This is a genomic window from Aquabacterium sp. (assembly GCF_035476535.1).
Lineage (GTDB): Bacteria > Pseudomonadota > Gammaproteobacteria > Burkholderiales > Burkholderiaceae_C > Pseudaquabacterium.
On sequence record NZ_DATILJ010000302.1, the window covers coordinates 22111 to 40220 of the forward strand.

An 18110-nucleotide genomic window follows, 5' to 3' on the forward strand; every position below is an offset into this window, starting at 1 on the left:
CGGCCCGATGGCCAGGCTAGCGTCGGAAACGGCCCTCGGAACTCACATGCACCAGCTCGACAAAACGCGAGCCGGTGGCGTCGCCGCCGGTGTAGTCGATGTCGACGCCGCCGATGCGCGCCTTCAAGCTGCGCATGGCCGCATGCAGCGTGGCGCGCGTCAGGTTGCGCCCGGCGCGGCGCAGGCCTTCGGTGAGCACCAGCGCGTTCAGGTAGCCCTCGTAGACGTGGTAGGCCACCGGCACCTTGGCGGCCTCGCACTGCTTGCGGAAGGCCAGCGCGGTGGCGTCCGATTCGCTCCACGGGTAGGGCACCACCTGCGAGGTGGCCAGTCCGCGCAGCTTGGCACCCATGGCCTTGGCGACCTGGTCGCCGGCCACCACCGACATGCCGTAGAACGACGGCGATGCGCCGGCTTCACCGACCGTCGCCATCAGCTGCGCTACCGGCGGTCCGGCGATGAACATCACGATGGCCTGGGCATTCGCCGCGGCCAGTGCCTTGCCGGCCTCCACCGCGTTGCTGCCATCGTTCTTCACCGCGGCGGCACCGGCCAGGTCCTTGGCCTTGCCCTCGGCCAGCACGGCGGCCTTCACCAGCGCCAGCACTTCCTGGCCGCCGGGGTTGTCCAGGTGGGCCACGGCGATGCGGCTGATGCCGATGGCGCCCAGGTGCTTCACCAGCTTGGTGGCCTCGCGGCCATAGGTGGCGCGCACGAAGTAGGCGGCGCCCTTGGCCTTGTCGCGCACCGCATCGGACAGCGCGAAGTTGCCGATCAGCGGCGCGTTGCTTTCCTTCAGGATCGGCGCGGCCGCGGCAATGGGGCCCGAGCCCACGCCGCCGAAGAAGGCGAACACCTTGTGCTCGGCCAGCAAGGCCTTGTAGTTGGCGACGGCACGCTCGGGCTTCAGTTCGTCGTCCAGCGAGATCAGCCGCAGCTTGCGGCCGGCGATGCCGCCCTTGTCGTTGGTGTCGTCGAAGGCCAGCTTCGCGCCGGCGTTGAAGCCCTGCAGCGACACCCCCAGCGGGCCGCTCAGCACGGCGCTCTGGCCGAGCAGGATTTCGCTGTCGCCAACGCCCGATTCAGCCGCAAAGATCGAGGAGGCCGAGCCGGCCAGGGAAGCCAGCAGCAGCTGGCGGCGCTTGTTCATGAATGTGTCTCCTTGCGTGGGGCCCGGCATCAGCCCGGTATCGACCCGGTATGGCCCCCTGATAATCGGCACGATGGACGCCGTTCTTTACCTCATCGACTTCATCCTCCACGTCGACCGGCACCTGCGGGTGTTCGTCGAGCACTATGGTGGCTGGGTCTATGCCTTGCTGTTTCTGATCATCTTCGTCGAGACCGGGCTGGTGGTGATGCCCTTCCTGCCTGGCGATTCGCTGCTGTTCGTGGTCGGCGCGCTGGCCGGGGTGGGGCTGATGAACTATCCGCTGGTGATGGCGCTGCTGGTGGCCGCCGCGGTGCTGGGCAACCAGACCAACTACGCCATCGGCCGCAAGATCGGGCCGCGGGTGTTCCGGTGGGAACAGTCACGCTGGTTCAACAAGCGGGCTTTTGACCAGGCGCATGCGTTCTACGAGCGGTACGGCGGGATCACGATTGTGTTGGCGCGCTTCATGCCTTTCGTGCGCACTTTCGCACCGTTTGTCGCGGGTGTCGCGCAGATGACACGGCGCAAGTTCACGTTCTACGACGTGACGGGCGGCACGCTGTGGGTGGTCAGCATCGTCACGGCGGGCTACCTGTTCGGCAACATCCCGTGGGTGGTGAAGAACCTCAACATCATCATCTGGGCCATGATCATGGTGCCCGGGCTGATCGTGCTGATCGGTGCGCTGCGCGCACGCTACACCCAGCGCGCTGGCCTGCCGGCCAACAGCCGATAGGCCACAAGCGATAGGCCTCAGCGCGCTGAAGACCCCGCCATCGTTGGTTTCTTTTCGGGCTCGGTCTTGACCTTGCCATGATGGGAAGCTTGATCATCGCGTCATGACGCTTTCAAGCACCACCGGGACCGACATGAACTCCGCCCTTGCCGCTCACGCCGCACTCGGCCAGCCCCAGGCGATCACGCTGCAGATCTCCGGCATGACCTGTGCCTCCTGCGTGATGCGGGTGGAGAAGGCGCTGAAGAAGGTGCCGGGTGTCTCGCAGGCCACGGTCAACCTGGCCACCGAGCAAGCCACCGTGCAGGGCCTGCCGAGCGTGACGCTGCCCGCGCTGAAGGCCGCCGTCGAGCGCGCCGGCTACACCGCGAGCGATGTGCCGGCGGTGCCGGTGAACGAGGGCCGGCCAGCGCAGACCTGGTGGCCGGTGGTGCTCAGCGCGCTGCTGACCCTGCCGCTGGTGGCGCCGATGCTGCTGCAGCTGTTCGGCCTGGACTGGATGCTCGGCGGCCTGTGGCAGCTGGTGCTGGCCACGCCGGTGCAGTTCATCCTGGGCGGCCGCTTCTACATCGCCGGCTGGAAGGCGCTGCGCGCCGGCAGCGGCAACATGGATCTGCTGGTGGCCATCGGCACCTCGGCGGCCTATGGCTTGTCGGTGTACCTGCTGCTGCGGCACGCCGGGCACGGCATGCCGCACTTGTACTTCGAGGCTTCGGCGGCGGTGATCACGCTGGTGCTGCTGGGCAAGTGGCTGGAGGGCCGGGCCAAGCGGCAGACGGTGGACGCGATCCGCGCGCTGAACGCGCTGCGGCCGGCCACCGCGAGGGTGCGCCGCGACGGGGCCGAGCTCGAACTGCCGGTGGCGCAGGTGGTGGTCGGCGACCTGGTGCTGGTGCGGCCCGGCGAACGCGTGCCGGTGGACGGCGACATCACCGAAGGCCGCAGCCATGTCGATGAATCGCTGATCACCGGCGAGAGCCTGCCGGTGGCCAAGGCGGTGGGCGACAAGGTCACCGGCGGCTCGGTCAACGGCGAGGGTGCACTCACCGTGCGCACGCTGGCCATCGGCGCCGAGACCACGCTGGCACGCATCATCCGCATGGTCGAATCGGCGCAGGCGGCCAAGGCGCCGATCCAGCGCATCGTCGACCGGGTCAGCGCGGTGTTCGTGCCGGTGGTCATGGGCGTGGCGCTGCTCACCTTCATGGGCTGGATGGTGGCCAACGGCGACTGGGAGCAGGCGCTGGTCAATGCGGTGGCGGTGCTGGTCATCGCCTGCCCCTGCGCGCTGGGCCTGGCCACACCCACGGCCATCATGGCCGGCACCGGTGTCGCGGCGCGGCAGGGCATCCTGATCAAGGATGCCGAAGCGCTGGAAGTGGCGCATGCGGTGACCGTCGTGGCCTTCGACAAGACCGGCACGCTGACGCTGGGGCGCCCGTCGCTGGTGGCCGCCGAGCCGGCCGACGGCACCAGGCGCGACGCGCTGCTGAGCCAGGCCGCCGCGCTGCAGCAGGCCAGCGACCATCCGCTGGCGCGGGCGGTGATGGCGGCCGTGCAGGCCGAAGGCCTGGCCGTGCCCGAGGCGCACGAGGCCCGGGCCCTGCCGGGCCGTGGCCTGGAGGCCATCGTGCAGGGCGAGCGGCTGGTGCTGGGCAGCGCACGGCTGCTGCAGGAATTGGCGGTTGCGGCCGGGGCGCTGGCCGAGACGGCCGAACGGCTGCAGGGCCAGGGCCGCACGATCTCGTGGTTGATCCACCCCGGAGATGCTGACGGACAAAGGACGCGTCTGCTGGGCCTGCTGGCCTTCGGCGACAGCATCAAGCCCTCGGCGCGCGCGGCGGTGCAGCGCCTGCATCAATTGGGCGTCAGGACGGTGATGCTGACCGGCGACAACCACGGCGCCGCACAGGCGGTGGCGCAGGAGCTGGGCATCGACGAGGTCCGCGCCGATGTGCTGCCGGCCGACAAGGCGGCCGCCGTGCAGGCGCTGCGCGCTGCCGGCGAAGTGGTGGCGATGGTCGGCGACGGCATCAACGATGCGCCGGCGCTGGCCGCGGCCGATGTCGGCATCGCGATGGCCACCGGCACCGATGTGGCGATGGAAACCGCCGGCATCACGCTGATGCGCGGCGACCCGCGGCTGGTGGCCGATGCGCTGGATGTGTCGCGCCGCACCGTGGCCAAGATCCGGCAGGGGCTGTTCTGGGCCTTCGCCTACAACGTGCTGGGCATTCCGCTGGCGGCGATGGGCTGGCTGAACCCGGTGATCGCCGGCGCGGCGATGGCCTTCAGCAGCGTCAGCGTCGTCAGCAATGCCTTGCTGCTGCGGCGCTGGCGTGCGTCGGCGCGGCAGTCCATCCCAGGTGAGAGCGAACGATGAACGTGATGAACATCGGCCAGGCCGCCCAGGCCTCGGGCGTGTCGGCCAAGATGATCCGCCACTATGAAAGCGTGGGCCTGTTTCCCGAAGCCCAGCGCACGGAGGCCGGCTACCGCCAGTACGGCGACAAGGCGCTCAACACGCTGCGCTTCATCCGTCATGCACGCGACCTGGGTTTTTCGATCGAGCAGATCCGCGAACTGCTGGGCCTGTGGCAGGACCGCCGCCGCTCCAGCCGCCAGGTGAAGGCGCTGGCGCAGGCGCACATCGACGAACTGGAGCAGAAGGTGCAGGCGCTGCAGGCGATGAAGTCGACGCTGAGCCACCTGGTGCATTGCTGTCATGGCGACGACCGGCCGGACTGCCCGATCCTCGACACGCTGGCGCAGGTCCAGGGCGCTTGAGCCGCATCGTCAGCGTGCTAATCTGGACCGTCGTGAAACACATCCGCCCGATCCTGCTGATCCTGCTGGCCTTGCTGCTGCCCTTCCGGGGCGCGGTGGCCGCGGCCATGCTGTGCTCGCCGGCGAGCGTGGGCCAGGCGGCGTCCAGCCATGAGCACGCCCGACATCATGCGCAGGCGCATGTTGATGCCGGCCACCAGGTGCATGCCGACGCTGGCCACCAGGCGCATGCCGGCGCTGGCTTTCAGGCGGACGCGGCCGCCTTGGCGGCGCATGACAAGTGCAACGTCTGCGCGGCGTTCTGCTCGCTCACGCCGATACTCGGCAGCCCGCCGGTGATGGCAGTGCCGCCGGGCCTGTGCGCGGCAGTTTTCCCAGCCTGGTCCGCACCGCCGCCGAGTTTCATCTCGGACGGCCAGGAGCGGCCACCCCGAAGCCGCTGACCCCGCGAGGCCTGCACGCGCAGGCCTGCCAGCGCTCGTGCGTGCAACGCACGGGAATGGCCGGCGGGGGCTCGCCTCCGGCCGGTGAATCAGATGGCTAGGATCCATGAAGAATACCCTCACAGCCTCGGCGACCGCCGGGATGCTGCTGCTCGGCAGCTGCGCCTCGTTCTCGCCGGATGGCGGCTTCGGCCCGGTGGCCGACATGACACGCGAACGCAGCGGCCAGGCGGTGGCCTGGCAGCGCGACGCCGCACAAACCCAGACCGCCCAGGCGCGCGTGGCCGAGCTGCTGGCCGCGCCGCTCAGCGCTGACCGTGCGGTGGAAGTGGCGCTGCTGAACAACCGCGGCCTGCAGGCGCAGTTCTTCGCGCTCGGCATTGCCGAAGCCGACCTGGTGCGCGCCGGCCGCCTGGCCAATCCGAGCTTCAGCTTCGGCCGCCTGAGCGGCGGCGGCGTCACCGAGATCGATCGCTCGATCATGGTCAATCTGCTGGGCTTGTTGACGCTGCCCGCCGCCAGGCAGGTGGCGCAGCAGCGCTTCGCGCAGGCGCAACTGCAGGCCGCCTTCGACGCCGTGGGGCTGGCCAACGAGGTGCGGCGCGCGTTTTTCTCCGCCGTTGCGGCGCAGGACCTGCTGCGCTACCACGCACAGGTCAAGCATGCTGCCGAAGCCACCAGCGAACTGGCCCGGCGCATGCTGCAGGCCGGCAACTTCAACAAGCTGGCGCAGATGCGCCAGCAGGCCTTCGATGCCGATGCCACGGTGCAACTGGCCCGCGCGCAGCACCAGGTGCTGGCCGAACGTGAGCGGCTGGTTCGCCTGCTGGGCCTGTCGGGCGAGCAGCTGCGCTTCATGTTGCCTGAACGCTTGCCCGACCTGCCGGCCGAGCCGCTGGCGCTGCAAGGCGCGGAGCAGACGGCGATGCACAAGCGGCTGGACGTGCTGATGGCCAAGCGCGACACCGAAGCCACCGCGCAGGCGCTGGGGCTGACGCGCGCCACGCGGCTCGTCAACATCCTGCATGCCGGTGTGACCGACAAGCGCCAGACCGGTGAAGCGCGGCAGCGCGGCGTCGAGATCGAGCTGGAGCTGCCGCTGTTCGACTTCGGCCAGGCCCGCTCGGCGCGTGCCGAAGCGGTGTACATGCAATCGGTGCAGCGCGCCGCCGACGTGGCGATCACCGCAGCGTCCGAAGTGCGCGAATCGCATGCCGCTTACCTCACGGCCTATCAGCTGGCGCGCCACTACCGCGACCAGATCGTGCCCTTGAAGCAGCGCATTGCCGACGAAAACCTGCTGCGCTACAACGGCATGCTGATCGGCGTGTTCGAACTGCTGGCCGATGCGCGCGAGCAGGTGGCCAGCGTCACCGGTGCCATCGAGGCGCTGCGTGAGCACTGGATCGCCGAAACCCAGCTGCAGACCGCCTTGACCGGACGCTCGCCGGCCGGCGGACTGTCGTTGTCGCCTTCCTCTTCCTCGCGCCGGCTGGACGCCGCCGGCGACGCCGCGCACTGAAAGCCCTGGCCATGAACCCACGCAGAAACTTTCTTCGCAACGCGGGCGCCACCGCGCTCGGCGCCGCGGCCGTCAGCCGGGGGGCGCTGGCCGCGTTGCCCGAAGCCGCGAGCCAGGCCTCGCCGGCCACGCAGCCGCCCGCAGCACCGCCCAGCGGCCGGCCGTTCAACCCGGTGGTCACGCTCAACGGCTGGTCCTTGCCCTGGCGCATGAACCAGGGCGTCAAGGAGTTCCACCTCGTCGCCGAGCCGGTGGTGCGTGAGTTCGCGCCCGGCATGAAGGCCCGGCTGTGGGGCTACAACGGCAGCAGCCCGGGGCCGACGATCGAGGCGGTGGAGGGCGACCGCGTGCGCATCTTCGTCACCAACCGGCTGCCCGAGCCGACCAGCGTGCACTGGCACGGCATCCTGCTGCCCTCGGGCATGGACGGCGTCACGGGGCTGACGCAAGGGCCAATAGCGCCGGGCAAGACCTACGTGTACGAGTTCGTGCTGAGCAAGTCCGGCACGCACATGTACCACCCGCATGCCGACGAGATGCTGCAGATGGCGATGGGCATGATGGGCCTGTTCATCGTGCACCCCAAGGATGTGCGGCAGCACAAGGTCGACCGCGACTTCGCTTTCCTGCTCGCCGCCTACGACATCGAGCCCGGCTCGGCCACGCCCCAGGTCAACACCATGCTCGACTTCAACCTGTGGAGCTGGAACAGCCGCGTCTACCCCGGCATCGACCCGCTGGTGGCGCGCACCGGCGACCGGGTGCGCATCCGCGTCGGCAACCTGACGATGACCAACCACCCGATGCACCTGCACGGCCACACCTTCGAAGTGACCGGCACCGACGGCGGCTGGGTGCCGAAATCAGCGCGCTGGCCCGAAGTGACGACCGACGTGGCGGTGGGTCAGATGCGGGCCTTCGAGTTCGATGCGGTGGCCGGCGACTGGGCCTTCCACTGCCACAAGTCACACCACACGATGAATGCGATGGGGCACGACGTGCCGACGATGATCGGCGTCGATGCACGTGGCGTGATCGACAAGATCACGAAGCTGGTGCCGGACTACATGCACATGGGCGACAAGGGCATGCACGAGATGGCCGAGATGGAGATGCCGCTGCCCGACAACACGCTGCCGATGATGACTGGCACCGGGCCTTTCGGTGCCGTGGGCATGGGCGGCATGTTCAGCGTGCTGAAGGTGCGCGACGACGTGAAACCTGGCGACTACCGCGATCCCGGCTGGTTCAAGCAGCCGCCCGGCACCGGCGCCTACGAGTTCAGCGGCGAACCGGCGCCGCCGGTGCGCAGCCCGTCGCCGAAGGCCGATGCCGGCACCGGCACGGCGCGCAAGCCCGGCGGCCACAAGGGCCACCACTGATCCGATTCCGACAAGCTGAAAGGACCCCTCATGAACACTGATTTCAGACGCTCCGTTGCGGCCACCGCGCTGCTGCTGGCCTGTGCCACTGCCCTGGCACACGGTGACCAGGACCATGCCGCACCGGCGCGGACCTACGACCCGACGAAGGTGGAGGAAAAGGCCTTCGGCCGTGAAGGCGATCCGAAGAAGGTGGTGCGCACGATCGCGCTGATGGCGGCGGACACGATGCGCTTCACGCCCGAGACCATCACCGTGAAGCGTGGGCAGACCGTGCGCTTCGTCATTCGCAACCAGGGCAAGCTGCTGCACGAAATGGTGCTGGGCACGACCCAGGACTTGCAGGCGCATGCGGCGCTGATGAAGAAGTTCCCGGAGATGGAGCACGAAGAAGCCCACATGGCCCATGTCAAGCCGGGTGCGCGGGGCGACATCGTGTGGCAGTTCACCCAGCCGGGCGAGTACCAGTTCGCCTGCCTGCTCCCGGGGCATTTCGAAGCCGGCATGGTCGGCAAGGTGATTGTCAAATGAGGATCAAGACCATGCTTCGCGCGGCGTGCCTCGCCGCGGCGGTCGCTGCCCATGCCGGCAGCCCCGCCCAGCCCGCTGCACCCGCGGCATCGGCCGCGGCCACCCCCCTGGCCAGCGGTGAAGTGCGCAAGGTCGACAAGGACGCCGGCAAGCTGACCTTGCGCCATGGCCCGATCCAGAACCTGGACATGCCGGCGATGACGATGGTCTTCCGCGTCGCGCAGCCGGCGATGCTGGACAAGCTGAAGGAAGGCGACAAGCTGCGCTTTGCCGTTGAGCGCGTGAACGGCGCGTTCACCGTGACGCATATCGAGCTGGAGAAGTAGTCCGCGGGCCTGCGCTGACCTACAAAACCCGCTGACGCGCCAGGGGTGGATTGCGCGCGAAGTAGCGCCGGATGCCGGTGAACAGCGCCTCGACCAGGCGGTCTTGGTAGCCCTCGTCGCGCAGCCGCGCTTCTTCCTCGGGGTTCGAGATGAAGGCCGTCTCGACCAGGATGCTCGGGATGTCCGGCGCCTTCAGCACTGCGAAACCGGCCTGTTCGACCTGGCGCTTGTGCAGCGCGCCGACCTTGCCGATGCGCTCCAGCACCTCGCGGCCGATCTTCAGGCTGTCCTTGATCTGCGCGGTGGTGCTCATGTCGAGCATTGCGCGCAGCACCTGCGCGTCCTTCACGCCCATCGTGTTGGCGCCGCCCACCAGGTCGGCGGCGTTTTCCTTGTTCGCCATCCAGCGCGCGGCCGAACTGGTGGCGCCGGTCTCCGACAGCGCGAACACCGAGGCGCCCTTGGCCGCCGGCGTGAAAAAGGCATCGGCATGGATCGACACGAACAGGTCGGCCTGCACGCGGCGGGCCTTGCGAACGCGCTCGTGCAGCGGCACGAAGAAATCGGCATCGCGGGTCAGCATCGCGCGCATGCCGGGCACGCTGTTCAGGCGGTCGCGCAGCTTCAGGGCCACGGCCAGCACCACGTCCTTCTCGCGCAGGCCGCTGGGGCCGATGGCGCCGGGGTCTTCGCCGCCGTGGCCGGGGTCGATCGCGACGATCACCAGGCGGTCGATGCGGCGCTGCTCTTCCGGCGGAATCACCGGCGGGCGCTCGGGCACGCGCTCGGGTGCCGGCGTCATCATCGGCGGCACCGAGGCGCCGGGCGCGGGGATCGTCGAGCGCTCGACGATCAGCGGTCCGGAGGCGGCCGGCGCCGGGGGGTGAATCGGCTGCACCGGCTTGTCGCCCGGCTTGGCGCCGGGTTTGTCGATGCTGCCGATGAACTCGCCCAGCGCGTCCTGCACGCTCTTGGCGGCTTGCGACTCGGCGCGCTCGCGGTCGAGGATCAGCGCGAGCAGCGGGTCGCGCTCCTGCGCGGGGTGCAGGTCGAACACCAGGCGATGACGGTAGGCCGCCACCGGCGCCAGCGTGAACTGCTGCGGCGCCACCGCCTGCTTCAGGTCGACCACCAGGCGCACCACGCGGGGCAGGTATTGCCCGACACGCACGCCGGCGATGTAGGGGTCGTCGGCCTGCACCTTGCCGACCAGTTCGCGCAGCGCCGGGCTGAGTTCGAGCTGGTCGATGTCGACCACCAAGCGCGGCGGGTTGTCGGTGAGGAAGTGTCGCGCCGCCAGTGCCTGGTCGGACTCGATCGTCACGCGGCTGTAGTCCGATGCCGGCCAGACGCGCACCGCGACGATCGCCGCGCCGAAAGCCAGGTCGCGGCCCGCCAGCAGCAGCGCCAGCGTGCCCATGCGGCGCAAGGCGCTGCGGCGGGACGCAGAAGGCAGGGCCGGCGTCATGCGAGCAGCCCCACGCCACGCGGCGTCAGCGCGGCGATGCGCACGGCGCGCGAGTCGTCATCCAGCGTGTCGATGTCCAGCCGCAAGTCCGGCAGCGGCAGCAGCTCGCCGGCCTTGTCCGGCCATTCCGACAGCTTCAGGCCGGGGGCCGAGAACACATCGCGGAAGCCGGCATCCAGCCATTCCCGCGGATCGTTGAAGCGATAGAAGTCAAAGTGAGCGGCCGAGCCGCCGCCGGGCAATTGGTAAGGCTCCATCACCGCATAGGTCGGGCTCTTGATGCGGCCGCTGACGCCCAGCGCACGCAACAGGTGGCGCACGAAGGTGGTCTTGCCGGCGCCGAGGCTGCCGCGCAACTCGATGCTGGCGTCGGCAATGCCGGGCCGGGTTGCCAGCGAGCGGGCGAAAGCTTCGCAGGCCGCCTCGTCGGGCCAGTGCAGCAAGTGAGTTTCTAGAATCGGTGGATGCAGGAGCGTCACGACACAGGGCAGGAACAGCCGGATGCGGCCGAATGGCTGGCGCGCCTGCAGGGCTGGGCGCGTGAGTTGGGATTCTCCCAGATCGGTGTCGCCGACGTGGACCTGGCCGCCGCCGAGCCGGGGCTGCTGGCCTGGCTGGCCGCGGGCTTTCACGGCAGCATGGGCTACATGCAGGCGCATGGCCTGAAGCGTGCGCGGCCGGCCGAACTGGTGCCGGGCACTGTGCGCGTGATCACCGCGCGGCTGGACTACCTGCCCGGCAGCGTGCCGGAGGGCTGGCAGGCGATCGGATTCGACCGCTTGCAGCAGCCGCAGCAGGCGGTGATCTCGCTCTACGCCCAGGGGAGGGACTACCACAAGGTGCTGCGCGCACGGCTGCAGAAGCTGGCCGATCGGCTGCAGGCGGAGATCGGCCCCTTCGGCCACCGCGTGTTCACCGATTCGGCCCCGGTGCTGGAGGTGGAACTGGCGCAGCGCAGCGGCATCGGCTGGCGCGGCAAGCACACGCTGGTGCTGTCGCGCGAGGCGGGCTCGATGTTCTTCCTCGGCGAGATTTACGTTGACCTGGCGCTGCCGGTGACGGACGCCGTCAGCGCGCATTGTGGCCAGTGCGAGGCCTGCATCACGGCCTGCCCGACCGGTGCCATCGTCGCGCCGTACCGGCTGGACGCGCGGCGGTGTATCTCGTACCTGACGATCGAGGACGACGGGCCGATCCCGGTCGAGTTCCGTGCCGCCATCGGCAACCGCATCTACGGCTGCGACGATTGCCAGCTGGCCTGCCCGTGGAACAAGTTCGCCGGGCGCAGCACGCTGCCGGACTTCGATGCGCGCGAGCCGCTGCAGGCACCGACGCTGCTGGCGCTGTGGCAGTGGGACGAAGCCGCGTTCCTGAAGCACACCGAAGGCAGCGCCATCCGCCGCATCGGCATCCAGCGCTGGCGCCGCAACCTCGCGGTGGCACTGGGCAATGCCTGGCGCGACACCGGCGATCCGGCGATTGCCGATGCGCTGGCGGCGGCGCTCGCAGGCAGCACGCCACTGCTGCGCGAGCACATCAGCTGGGCATTGGAACAGCGCGCCTAGCGCTCAAAAGAGGCGGCCGAACGGCGCACTGCCGGCCTTCGGAGGGACCGGGCTACTGTTCGGCGAAAGCGCGCTCGATGACGAAATCGCCAGGCGTCGAGGTATTGCCTTCCTTGAAGCCGCGCGCTTCGAGCAGGTGCTTCAGGTCGCGCAACATGCCCGGGCTGCCGCAGATCATCACGCGGTCGTCGGTCGGGTTCATCTCGGGCACGCCGAGGTCGGTGAAGAGCTTGCCGGTCTCGATCAGCTCGGTCACGCGGCCCATGTTCTTGTAGGCCTCGCGGGTGACGGTGGGGTAGTAGCGCAGCTGGCTGGTCACCAGGTCGCCCAGGAACTCGTGGTTCGGCAAGTGCTCGACCAGCACGTCGTGGTAGGCCAGTTCATCGACCTGGCGCACGCCGTGCACCAGGACGACCTGCTCGAAGCGCTCGTAGGTTTCGGGGTCGCGGATGATGCTCATGAAGGGTGCCAGGCCGGTGCCCGTGGACATCAGGTACAGGCGCTTGGCCGGCAGCAAGTAGTCGATGACCAGCGTGCCGGTGGGCTTGCGGCCGACGATGATCGTGTCGCCGACCTGGATGTGCTGCAGCCGCGAGGTCAGCGGGCCATCCGGCACCTTGATGCTGAGGAACTCCAGGTGTTCCTCGTAATTGGCGCTGACGATCGAATAGGCACGCAACAAGGGCTTGTTGTTGACGCGCAGGCCGATCATCGTGAAATGGCCGTTCGAGAAACGCAGCGAGGTGTCGCGCGTGGTCGTGAAGGTGAACAGCCGGTCGGTCCAGTGGTGGACGCTCAGCACACGTTCTTCGTTGAAGGCGCTCATGGTCTAGCTCGGGTTTTGAGGATCATGCGATGCGGCGGCAGGCACAGCCGTCTCGACGGTGACATCGGGTGGATCCCGATTTTCATGTAGTGAAGGCTACATGAAAGTTGCGTGCACCGCCAAATGCGTTATTCTGCCCGTAACCAAGGGTTCACCCTGGCTCGCCGTCTTGAATGGCCGCACACGGCCACCCTGTTTTCAACCTGGAGGACTTCCGCATGACCCGACATTGGTTCGCCACCGTATTCCTGGCGGGCTTGAGCTCGCTGGCCGCCGCACAGGGCACGATCAAGATCGGCGAGGTCAACAGCTACAAGGTGCAGCCGGCCTTCCTGGAACCGTACAAGAAGGGCATGGACCTCGCGGTCGAGGAGATCAATGCCGCCGGCGGCGTCAACGGCAAGAAGATCCAGCTGATCACGCGCGACGACAACGGCAACCCGGGCGATGCGGTGCGCGCCGCCGAAGAGCTGATCTCGCGTGAGCAGGTGGATGTGCTGGCCGGCGGTTTTCTGTCGAACATCGGCCTGGCGCTGGCCGACTTCGCAAAGCAGAAGAAATTCTTCTACCTGGCCTCCGAGCCGCTGACCGACAAGATCGTCTGGGGCAGCGGCAACCGCTACACCTTCCGGCTGCGGCCGTCGACCTACATGCAGTCGGCCATGCTGGCGCCCGAGGCGGCCAAGCTGAAGAAGAAGCGCTGGGCGGTGGTCTATCCGAACTATGAATACGGCCAGTCGGCGGTGGCCACTTTCAAGGCCTTGCTGAAGGCGCAGCAGCCGGACGTGGAGTTCGTCGCCGAGCAGGCGCCGCCGCTGGGCAAGCTGGACGCCGGCAGCGTGGTGCAGGCGCTGGCCGACGCCAAGCCGGATGCCATCTTCAACGTGCTGTTCGGCGCCGACCTGTCGAAGTTCGTGCGTGAGGGCAATACGCGCGGGCTGTTCCAGGGCCGCGAGGTCGTCAGCATGCTGACCGGCGAGCCCGAGTACCTGGACCCGCTGAAAGATGAAACGCCCAATGGCTGGATCGTCACCGGCTACCCCTGGTACGGCATCCAGACGCCCGAGCACAAGGCCTTCTTCCTGGCCTACCACCGCAAGTACAACGACTATCCGCGGCTGGGTTCTGTCGTCGGCTACACGACGATCAAGTCGCTGGCCGCCGGCATCACCAAGGCCAAGAGCACTGAGACCGAGAAGCTGATCACCGCCTTCAGCGGCCTGGTCTTCGACACGCCTTTCGGCAAGTCGATGTACCGCGCCGAGGACCATCAATCGACGATGGGCGCCTTTGTCGGCAAGACCCTGAACGACAAGGGCAAGGGCACGATGGTGGACTACCGCTACCTCGATGGTGCGAAGTACCAGCCCACCAACGAGGAAGTGAAGAAGCTGCGCCCGGCGAACTGACCCTTGCCACAACCTTCCGGAGGACTTTCATGCAAACCGTTGACCGTCGTGTCTTTCTCGGTGCCTTGTCCGCTGTCGCGCTGCCGGCATTCGCCGCCGGCAAGATCAAGCCTGGCGCCAACAGCGCGCTGATCGTCGTCGATGTGCAGAACTGCTTCGTCACCGGCGGCACGCTGCCGGTGGCCAAGGGCGAAGAAGTGGTGCCGGTGATCAACAAGCTGGCCGCGGCCTTCGAGAACATCGTCGTCACGCAGGACTGGCACACGGCAGGACACGCCTCGTTCGCCAGCAGCTACGCCGGCAAGAAGCCCTTCGAGGCGACCAAGCTCAGCTACGGCAACCAGGTGCTGTGGCCGGACCACTGCGTGCAAGGCACCGACGACGCGGCGCTGCACAAGGACTTGAAGCTGCCGAGCGCGCAGCTGATCATCCGCAAGGGTTACCGCAAGGCGATGGACAGCTACTCGGCCTTCGAGGAAGCCGATCACAAGACCGCCACCGGCTTGGCCGGCTACCTGAAGGCGCGCGGCATCAAGACCGTGTTCGTCACCGGCCTGGCCACCGACTTCTGCGTCGCCTGGACCGCGATGGACGCACGCAAGCTGGGCTTCGAGGTCTCCGTGATCGAAGACGCCTGCCGCGGCATCGACTTGAATGGTTCGCTGGCCGCGGCCTGGAAGGCGATGGCGGCCAAAGGCGTCAAGCGCATCCAGTCCGCCGACATCGAGATGGCCTGAATGCGACGCGCCTGGCGGCCTCAGCGCAGCCAGGCCAGCATTGCCAGCGCGCTCGGCAGGCCGACCATGCCGATCAGCGTCGACACCGTGACCAGCCCGGCCACGTAGCTGCCATGGCCGCCCATGCGGGTGGCCAGCACATAGGCACTGCTGGCGGTGGGCAGGGCCGAGAAGGCCACCAGCACGGCCTGCTGCGCCGGCGGCAGCTGCAGGCCGATGGCCAGCAGGAGGGCCAGCGCCGGCAGCAGCAGGTGGCGGATCAGCATCAGCGCGGCGGCCAGGCCCGGCCCTTCGCGCAGCGCGCCGAAGCGCAGGCCGGCGCCGACGGCCATCAAGCCCAGCGGCAGCGCGGCCGCGCCCATGCGCGACAAGGTGATCGATGCCAGCTCCGGCAACTTCAGCCCGGCCAGGTTGGCCACCAGGCCGGCCAGCGTGGCAACGATCAGCGGGTTGCGCGCCAGTTCGCGCAAGTAGCCGTGGCCGCCTTGGCGCGCCAACGGCCAGACCGCGGCGATGTTGCACACCGGCACGCACAGCGAGAGCAGCAGCGCCTGCGAGGCCAATCCCGGCGCGCCGGCCAGGCGTTCGGCCAGCGCCAGGCCGACATAGGAGTTGAAGCGGAAGGCCGTCTGCGCGCCCGAGGCATGCAGCCGCTCGTCGACGCCCGGCACGTAGCGCAGCGCATAGGCCAGCACCACGCCGCAGCACACCACCAGCAGGCCGGCCCCACCGAAACTGAACGCGGTGCCCAGGCTCAGCGGGTTGCGCACGATCGCGTTGAACAGCAGCGCCGGGAACAGCAGGTAGTAGACCAGGCGTTCGGTGGCGTCCCACACCGGCCGGTCCAGCGCGGTGTAGCGGCAGATCAGGTAGCCGCAGACGATCAAGGCGAAGTCGGGCAGCAGCAAGAGCACGTCGGGCATGGGGGTAGTGTGGCAGTGGGTTCGTGTTCCTACGTAGGGCGCGCGGCGCAGAATGCGGCTTCAATCGGGGCCGCACCCCATTCCAGGAGTCGATAAGGCATGAAACAGCTGTTCAGCAAGTTCGCAGTCTTGGCCGTGGCGGCCGCTCCCCTGGTGGCTTTTGCCCAGGGCTACCCGAACAAGCCGGTCAAACTGGTGGTGCCGTTCGCCGCCGGGGGCACGACCGACATCATCGCCCGCGTGCTGGCCGACAAGATCCAGCCCGCGCTGGGCCAGGTGCTGATCGTCGAGAACAAGGCCGGCGGCGGCGGCATCGTCGGCGCCAACGACACGGCCAGGGCCGCGCCGGACGGTTATTCGCTGGGCATGGCCACCGTGTCCACCACGGCGGCGAACCCGGCGATCAACCCCAAGGTGCCGTATGACCCGATCAACGACTTCACGCCGATCATCAACATCGCCGCGACGCCGAACGTGATTGCCGTGCATCCCTCGTTCCCGGCCAAGGACTACGCCGGTTTCATCGCCGAGTTGAAGAAGAACCCCGGCAAGTACAGCTATGCCAGCTCAGGCACCGGCGGCATCGGCCACCTGCAGATGGAGTTGTTCAAGAGCTTGTCGAACACCTTCGTCACGCACATCCCGTACCGCGGCGCCGGCCCGGCGCTGAACGACACGGTGGCCGGCCAGGTGCCGATCGTCTTCGACAACCTGCCCTCGGCGCTGCCCTTCATCAAGGATGGCCGGCTGGTGCCCATCGTTGTTGCGGCACCCACGCGCCTGGCCGTGCTGCCGAATGTGCCGACCTTCATCGAGGTCAAGCTGCCGGCCGTCAACCGCATGGCCTACTACGGCATCTACGGCCCCAAGGCGCTGCCCAAGGAGGTCGTCGACAAGATCAGCAGCGCGGTCAAGACGACCGTGGCGCTGCCCGACGTGAAGAAGCGCATCGAGGAAACCGGTTCGCTGATCGTCGCCAACACGCCGGCCGAGTTCGGCGAGCAGATCAAGGCCGAGCTGGCGGTCTACAAGAAGGTCGTGGAGATGCAGAAGCTGAAGCTGGAGTGAGCGGCACGCCGGCCCGGGGTCACTGCACCACGCCGGTGACCCAGGCCTTGCGCACCAGCGCGCCGCAGTTGGCCGAATCGGCGGCGCCGATCAGGGATGCCCGCGAGACGACGCCATACCAGGTCTTGGTGGCATCGATCCAGGGGTAGAAGCCGAAGGCACCGAGGCTGCTGTAGGCACTGTCACCGCTGACCGGGTCGTCTTCGACCCAGTGCGCGATGGAGTAATGCCAGCTCAAGTCGGAAGGCGTCGGGGCCGATGCGGCGGTCGGGCAGGTCTTCGGGTTCGTGCACACCGGATAGCTGCCGAGCAGTGCGGCCATCTTCAGCTGCTGGTTCAGCAGCTTGCGCAGGAAGGTCGCGTAGTCGCGTGCGCTGGTGCGCGCGCCGCCGGCCAGCTGCGGCTGGCTATAGCTCAGGTTGATGTCGGTGCCCAGCACACGGCGGATCTCGGCGCCCAGCGCGCCATTGGCCAGCGGGCCCAGGTTCATGCCCGGCGCAGGCAGGCTGGCATGTTTTTCCATGTGGCCACCGCTGTAGTAGAAGCGGTCGATGTTCTCGGGCGACAGCACGCCGTTGTTGTTGCGCGCCACGCAGGAGGCCACGGTGTCGGTCTGGTCGCAACCGAGAAATCCGAAGTTGGTGTAGCCGCTGCGGAAGTTCAGGAAGCGGATGTCCTCGGCCGTCAGCGCGCCGCCGCGAACCTCGGCCACGTAGGCGCCGTACAGCCACTTCGACGCGGAGGCGATCTCGATCGTCGTGCCGGCATCGTAGACCGTCGAACTGCCGCTGGCGTTCACCGAACCGCCGGCCAGCCGCTGGGTCTTGTCGCCGATTTCCCAGTAGAAAGGGCGCACCCCGGAGCAGGTATTGCTGCTGCTCTGCGCGGTGGCCGTGGCCGCCGAGATGCGCGCGGCATTGTCGACAACCTGCGGTCCCGTGAGACTCAAGATGGTCAGCCGCCCGTCGGGATCGAGCCGTGCCTCGAGATTGCGGTAGGTCTGCCCGCCGACATCGATCGTCGGCACCCTCAGCACCTGCGATGGAATGTCGAAGCTGGCCTGGGCCATCGCGGCTGCCGTCATCGCGTACAGGCCGAAGCCGACGAGGACCGCCCCAGGGCGTGGATGATGTTTGCGCGTCTTCATGGAGTCAGGCGATTTTGTTTGCCGACAGTGGACTGTGAGCGTCAATTGTGAGCGTGGGTCAGGTAAAGAATCTTGTGCCATCTTGGG

General features: G+C 68.1%; 18 protein-coding genes. 12 read left to right on the forward strand and 6 right to left on the reverse strand.

The genetic code is table 11. From position 1 onward, the window contains the following. Positions 1-16: 16 nt before the first annotated feature. Positions 17-1150: an ABC transporter substrate-binding protein gene (locus VLK61_RS29175; RefSeq protein ID WP_325426713.1), complete on the reverse strand. Its 1134-nt coding sequence runs from the start codon at positions 1148-1150 to the stop codon at positions 17-19. A 73-nt stretch (positions 1151-1223) separates the two neighbouring features. On the opposite strand from VLK61_RS29175, the gene VLK61_RS29180 reads away from it, so the two are divergent. From VLK61_RS29180 to VLK61_RS29215, 8 genes are all read left to right on the forward strand, one after another. After that, complete coding sequence (locus VLK61_RS29180) at positions 1224-1889, forward strand: DedA family protein (protein ID WP_325426715.1); 666 nt, start codon at positions 1224-1226, stop codon at positions 1887-1889. Between the two features lie 133 nt (positions 1890-2022). After that, entirely contained in the window at positions 2023-4272 is a 2250-nt protein-coding gene (locus tag VLK61_RS29185; protein ID WP_325426717.1) for a heavy metal translocating P-type ATPase, read from the forward strand. A 5-nt stretch (positions 4273-4277) separates the two neighbouring features. Then, a complete protein-coding gene (cueR, locus tag VLK61_RS29190) occupies positions 4278-4676 on the forward strand; it encodes a Cu(I)-responsive transcriptional regulator (protein ID WP_325426768.1) in 399 nt (132 codons plus the stop codon). Further along, positions 4673-5119 carry a hypothetical protein gene (locus tag VLK61_RS29195; protein ID WP_325426719.1) on the forward strand — a complete coding sequence of 149 codons (447 nt, stop codon included), beginning with the start codon at positions 4673-4675 and terminating at the stop codon, positions 5117-5119. Before cueR ends, VLK61_RS29195 begins: the two co-directional genes overlap by 4 nt. 106 nt (positions 5120-5225) lie before the next feature. After that, positions 5226-6641 (forward strand): TolC family protein, encoded by a 1416-nt coding sequence (locus VLK61_RS29200; protein ID WP_325426721.1) that lies wholly within the window; start codon positions 5226-5228, stop codon positions 6639-6641. An 11-nt stretch (positions 6642-6652) separates the two neighbouring features. Beyond that, positions 6653-8023 (forward strand): multicopper oxidase family protein, encoded by a 1371-nt coding sequence (locus VLK61_RS29205; RefSeq protein ID WP_325426723.1) that lies wholly within the window; start codon positions 6653-6655, stop codon positions 8021-8023. A 30-nt stretch (positions 8024-8053) separates the two neighbouring features. Then, the gene (locus VLK61_RS29210; RefSeq protein WP_325426725.1) at positions 8054-8554 is read left to right on the forward strand and encodes a cupredoxin domain-containing protein; all 501 of its coding nucleotides are present in this window, start codon (positions 8054-8056) and stop codon (positions 8552-8554) included. Between the two features lie 11 nt (positions 8555-8565). Next, entirely contained in the window at positions 8566-8880 is a 315-nt protein-coding gene (locus VLK61_RS29215) for a copper-binding protein (protein ID WP_325426727.1), read from the forward strand. A gap of 19 nt (positions 8881-8899) precedes the next feature. On the opposite strand, the gene VLK61_RS29220 is transcribed toward VLK61_RS29215, so the two are convergent. Both VLK61_RS29220 and tsaE read right to left on the reverse strand, forming a co-directional pair. Beyond that, on the reverse strand, positions 8900-10348 hold the full coding sequence (locus VLK61_RS29220; RefSeq protein WP_325426729.1) for an N-acetylmuramoyl-L-alanine amidase: 1449 nt from the start codon (positions 10346-10348) through the stop codon (positions 8900-8902). After that, positions 10345-10788 carry a tRNA (adenosine(37)-N6)-threonylcarbamoyltransferase complex ATPase subunit type 1 TsaE gene (gene tsaE / locus VLK61_RS29225; protein WP_325426771.1) on the reverse strand — a complete coding sequence of 148 codons (444 nt, stop codon included), beginning with the start codon at positions 10786-10788 and terminating at the stop codon, positions 10345-10347. Before tsaE ends, VLK61_RS29220 begins: the two co-directional genes overlap by 4 nt. A gap of 24 nt (positions 10789-10812) precedes the next feature. Here tsaE and queG point away from each other — a divergent pair, with 24 nt between their 5' ends. Continuing rightward, positions 10813-11913, forward strand: coding sequence for a tRNA epoxyqueuosine(34) reductase QueG (queG, locus tag VLK61_RS29230; RefSeq protein ID WP_325426731.1), 1101 nt, complete (start codon positions 10813-10815; stop codon positions 11911-11913). A 52-nt stretch (positions 11914-11965) separates the two neighbouring features. Here queG and VLK61_RS29235 read toward each other — a convergent pair whose 3' ends face one another. Then, positions 11966-12739, reverse strand: coding sequence for a ferredoxin--NADP reductase (locus tag VLK61_RS29235; RefSeq protein WP_325426732.1), 774 nt, complete (start codon positions 12737-12739; stop codon positions 11966-11968). A 218-nt stretch (positions 12740-12957) separates the two neighbouring features. Between VLK61_RS29235 and VLK61_RS29240 the strand changes: the two genes are divergently transcribed. Next, positions 12958-14148: an ABC transporter substrate-binding protein gene (locus tag VLK61_RS29240; protein WP_325426734.1), complete on the forward strand. Its 1191-nt coding sequence runs from the start codon at positions 12958-12960 to the stop codon at positions 14146-14148. A gap of 29 nt (positions 14149-14177) precedes the next feature. Further along, positions 14178-14885: a bifunctional nicotinamidase/pyrazinamidase gene (pncA, locus tag VLK61_RS29245; RefSeq protein ID WP_325426736.1), complete on the forward strand. Its 708-nt coding sequence runs from the start codon at positions 14178-14180 to the stop codon at positions 14883-14885. Positions 14886-14905: 20 nt separating this feature from the next. Here pncA and VLK61_RS29250 read toward each other — a convergent pair whose 3' ends face one another. Beyond that, complete coding sequence (locus VLK61_RS29250; RefSeq protein ID WP_325426738.1) at positions 14906-15808, reverse strand: AEC family transporter; 903 nt, start codon at positions 15806-15808, stop codon at positions 14906-14908. A gap of 99 nt (positions 15809-15907) precedes the next feature. On the opposite strand from VLK61_RS29250, the gene VLK61_RS29255 reads away from it, so the two are divergent. Further along, positions 15908-16876: a tripartite tricarboxylate transporter substrate binding protein BugE gene (locus VLK61_RS29255; protein WP_325426740.1), complete on the forward strand. Its 969-nt coding sequence runs from the start codon at positions 15908-15910 to the stop codon at positions 16874-16876. A gap of 19 nt (positions 16877-16895) precedes the next feature. Here the strand turns inward: VLK61_RS29255 and VLK61_RS29260 are convergent, their stop codons facing one another. Then, a complete protein-coding gene (locus VLK61_RS29260; RefSeq protein ID WP_325426742.1) occupies positions 16896-18023 on the reverse strand; it encodes a hypothetical protein in 1128 nt (375 codons plus the stop codon). Between the last annotated feature and the right edge of the window lie 87 nt (positions 18024-18110).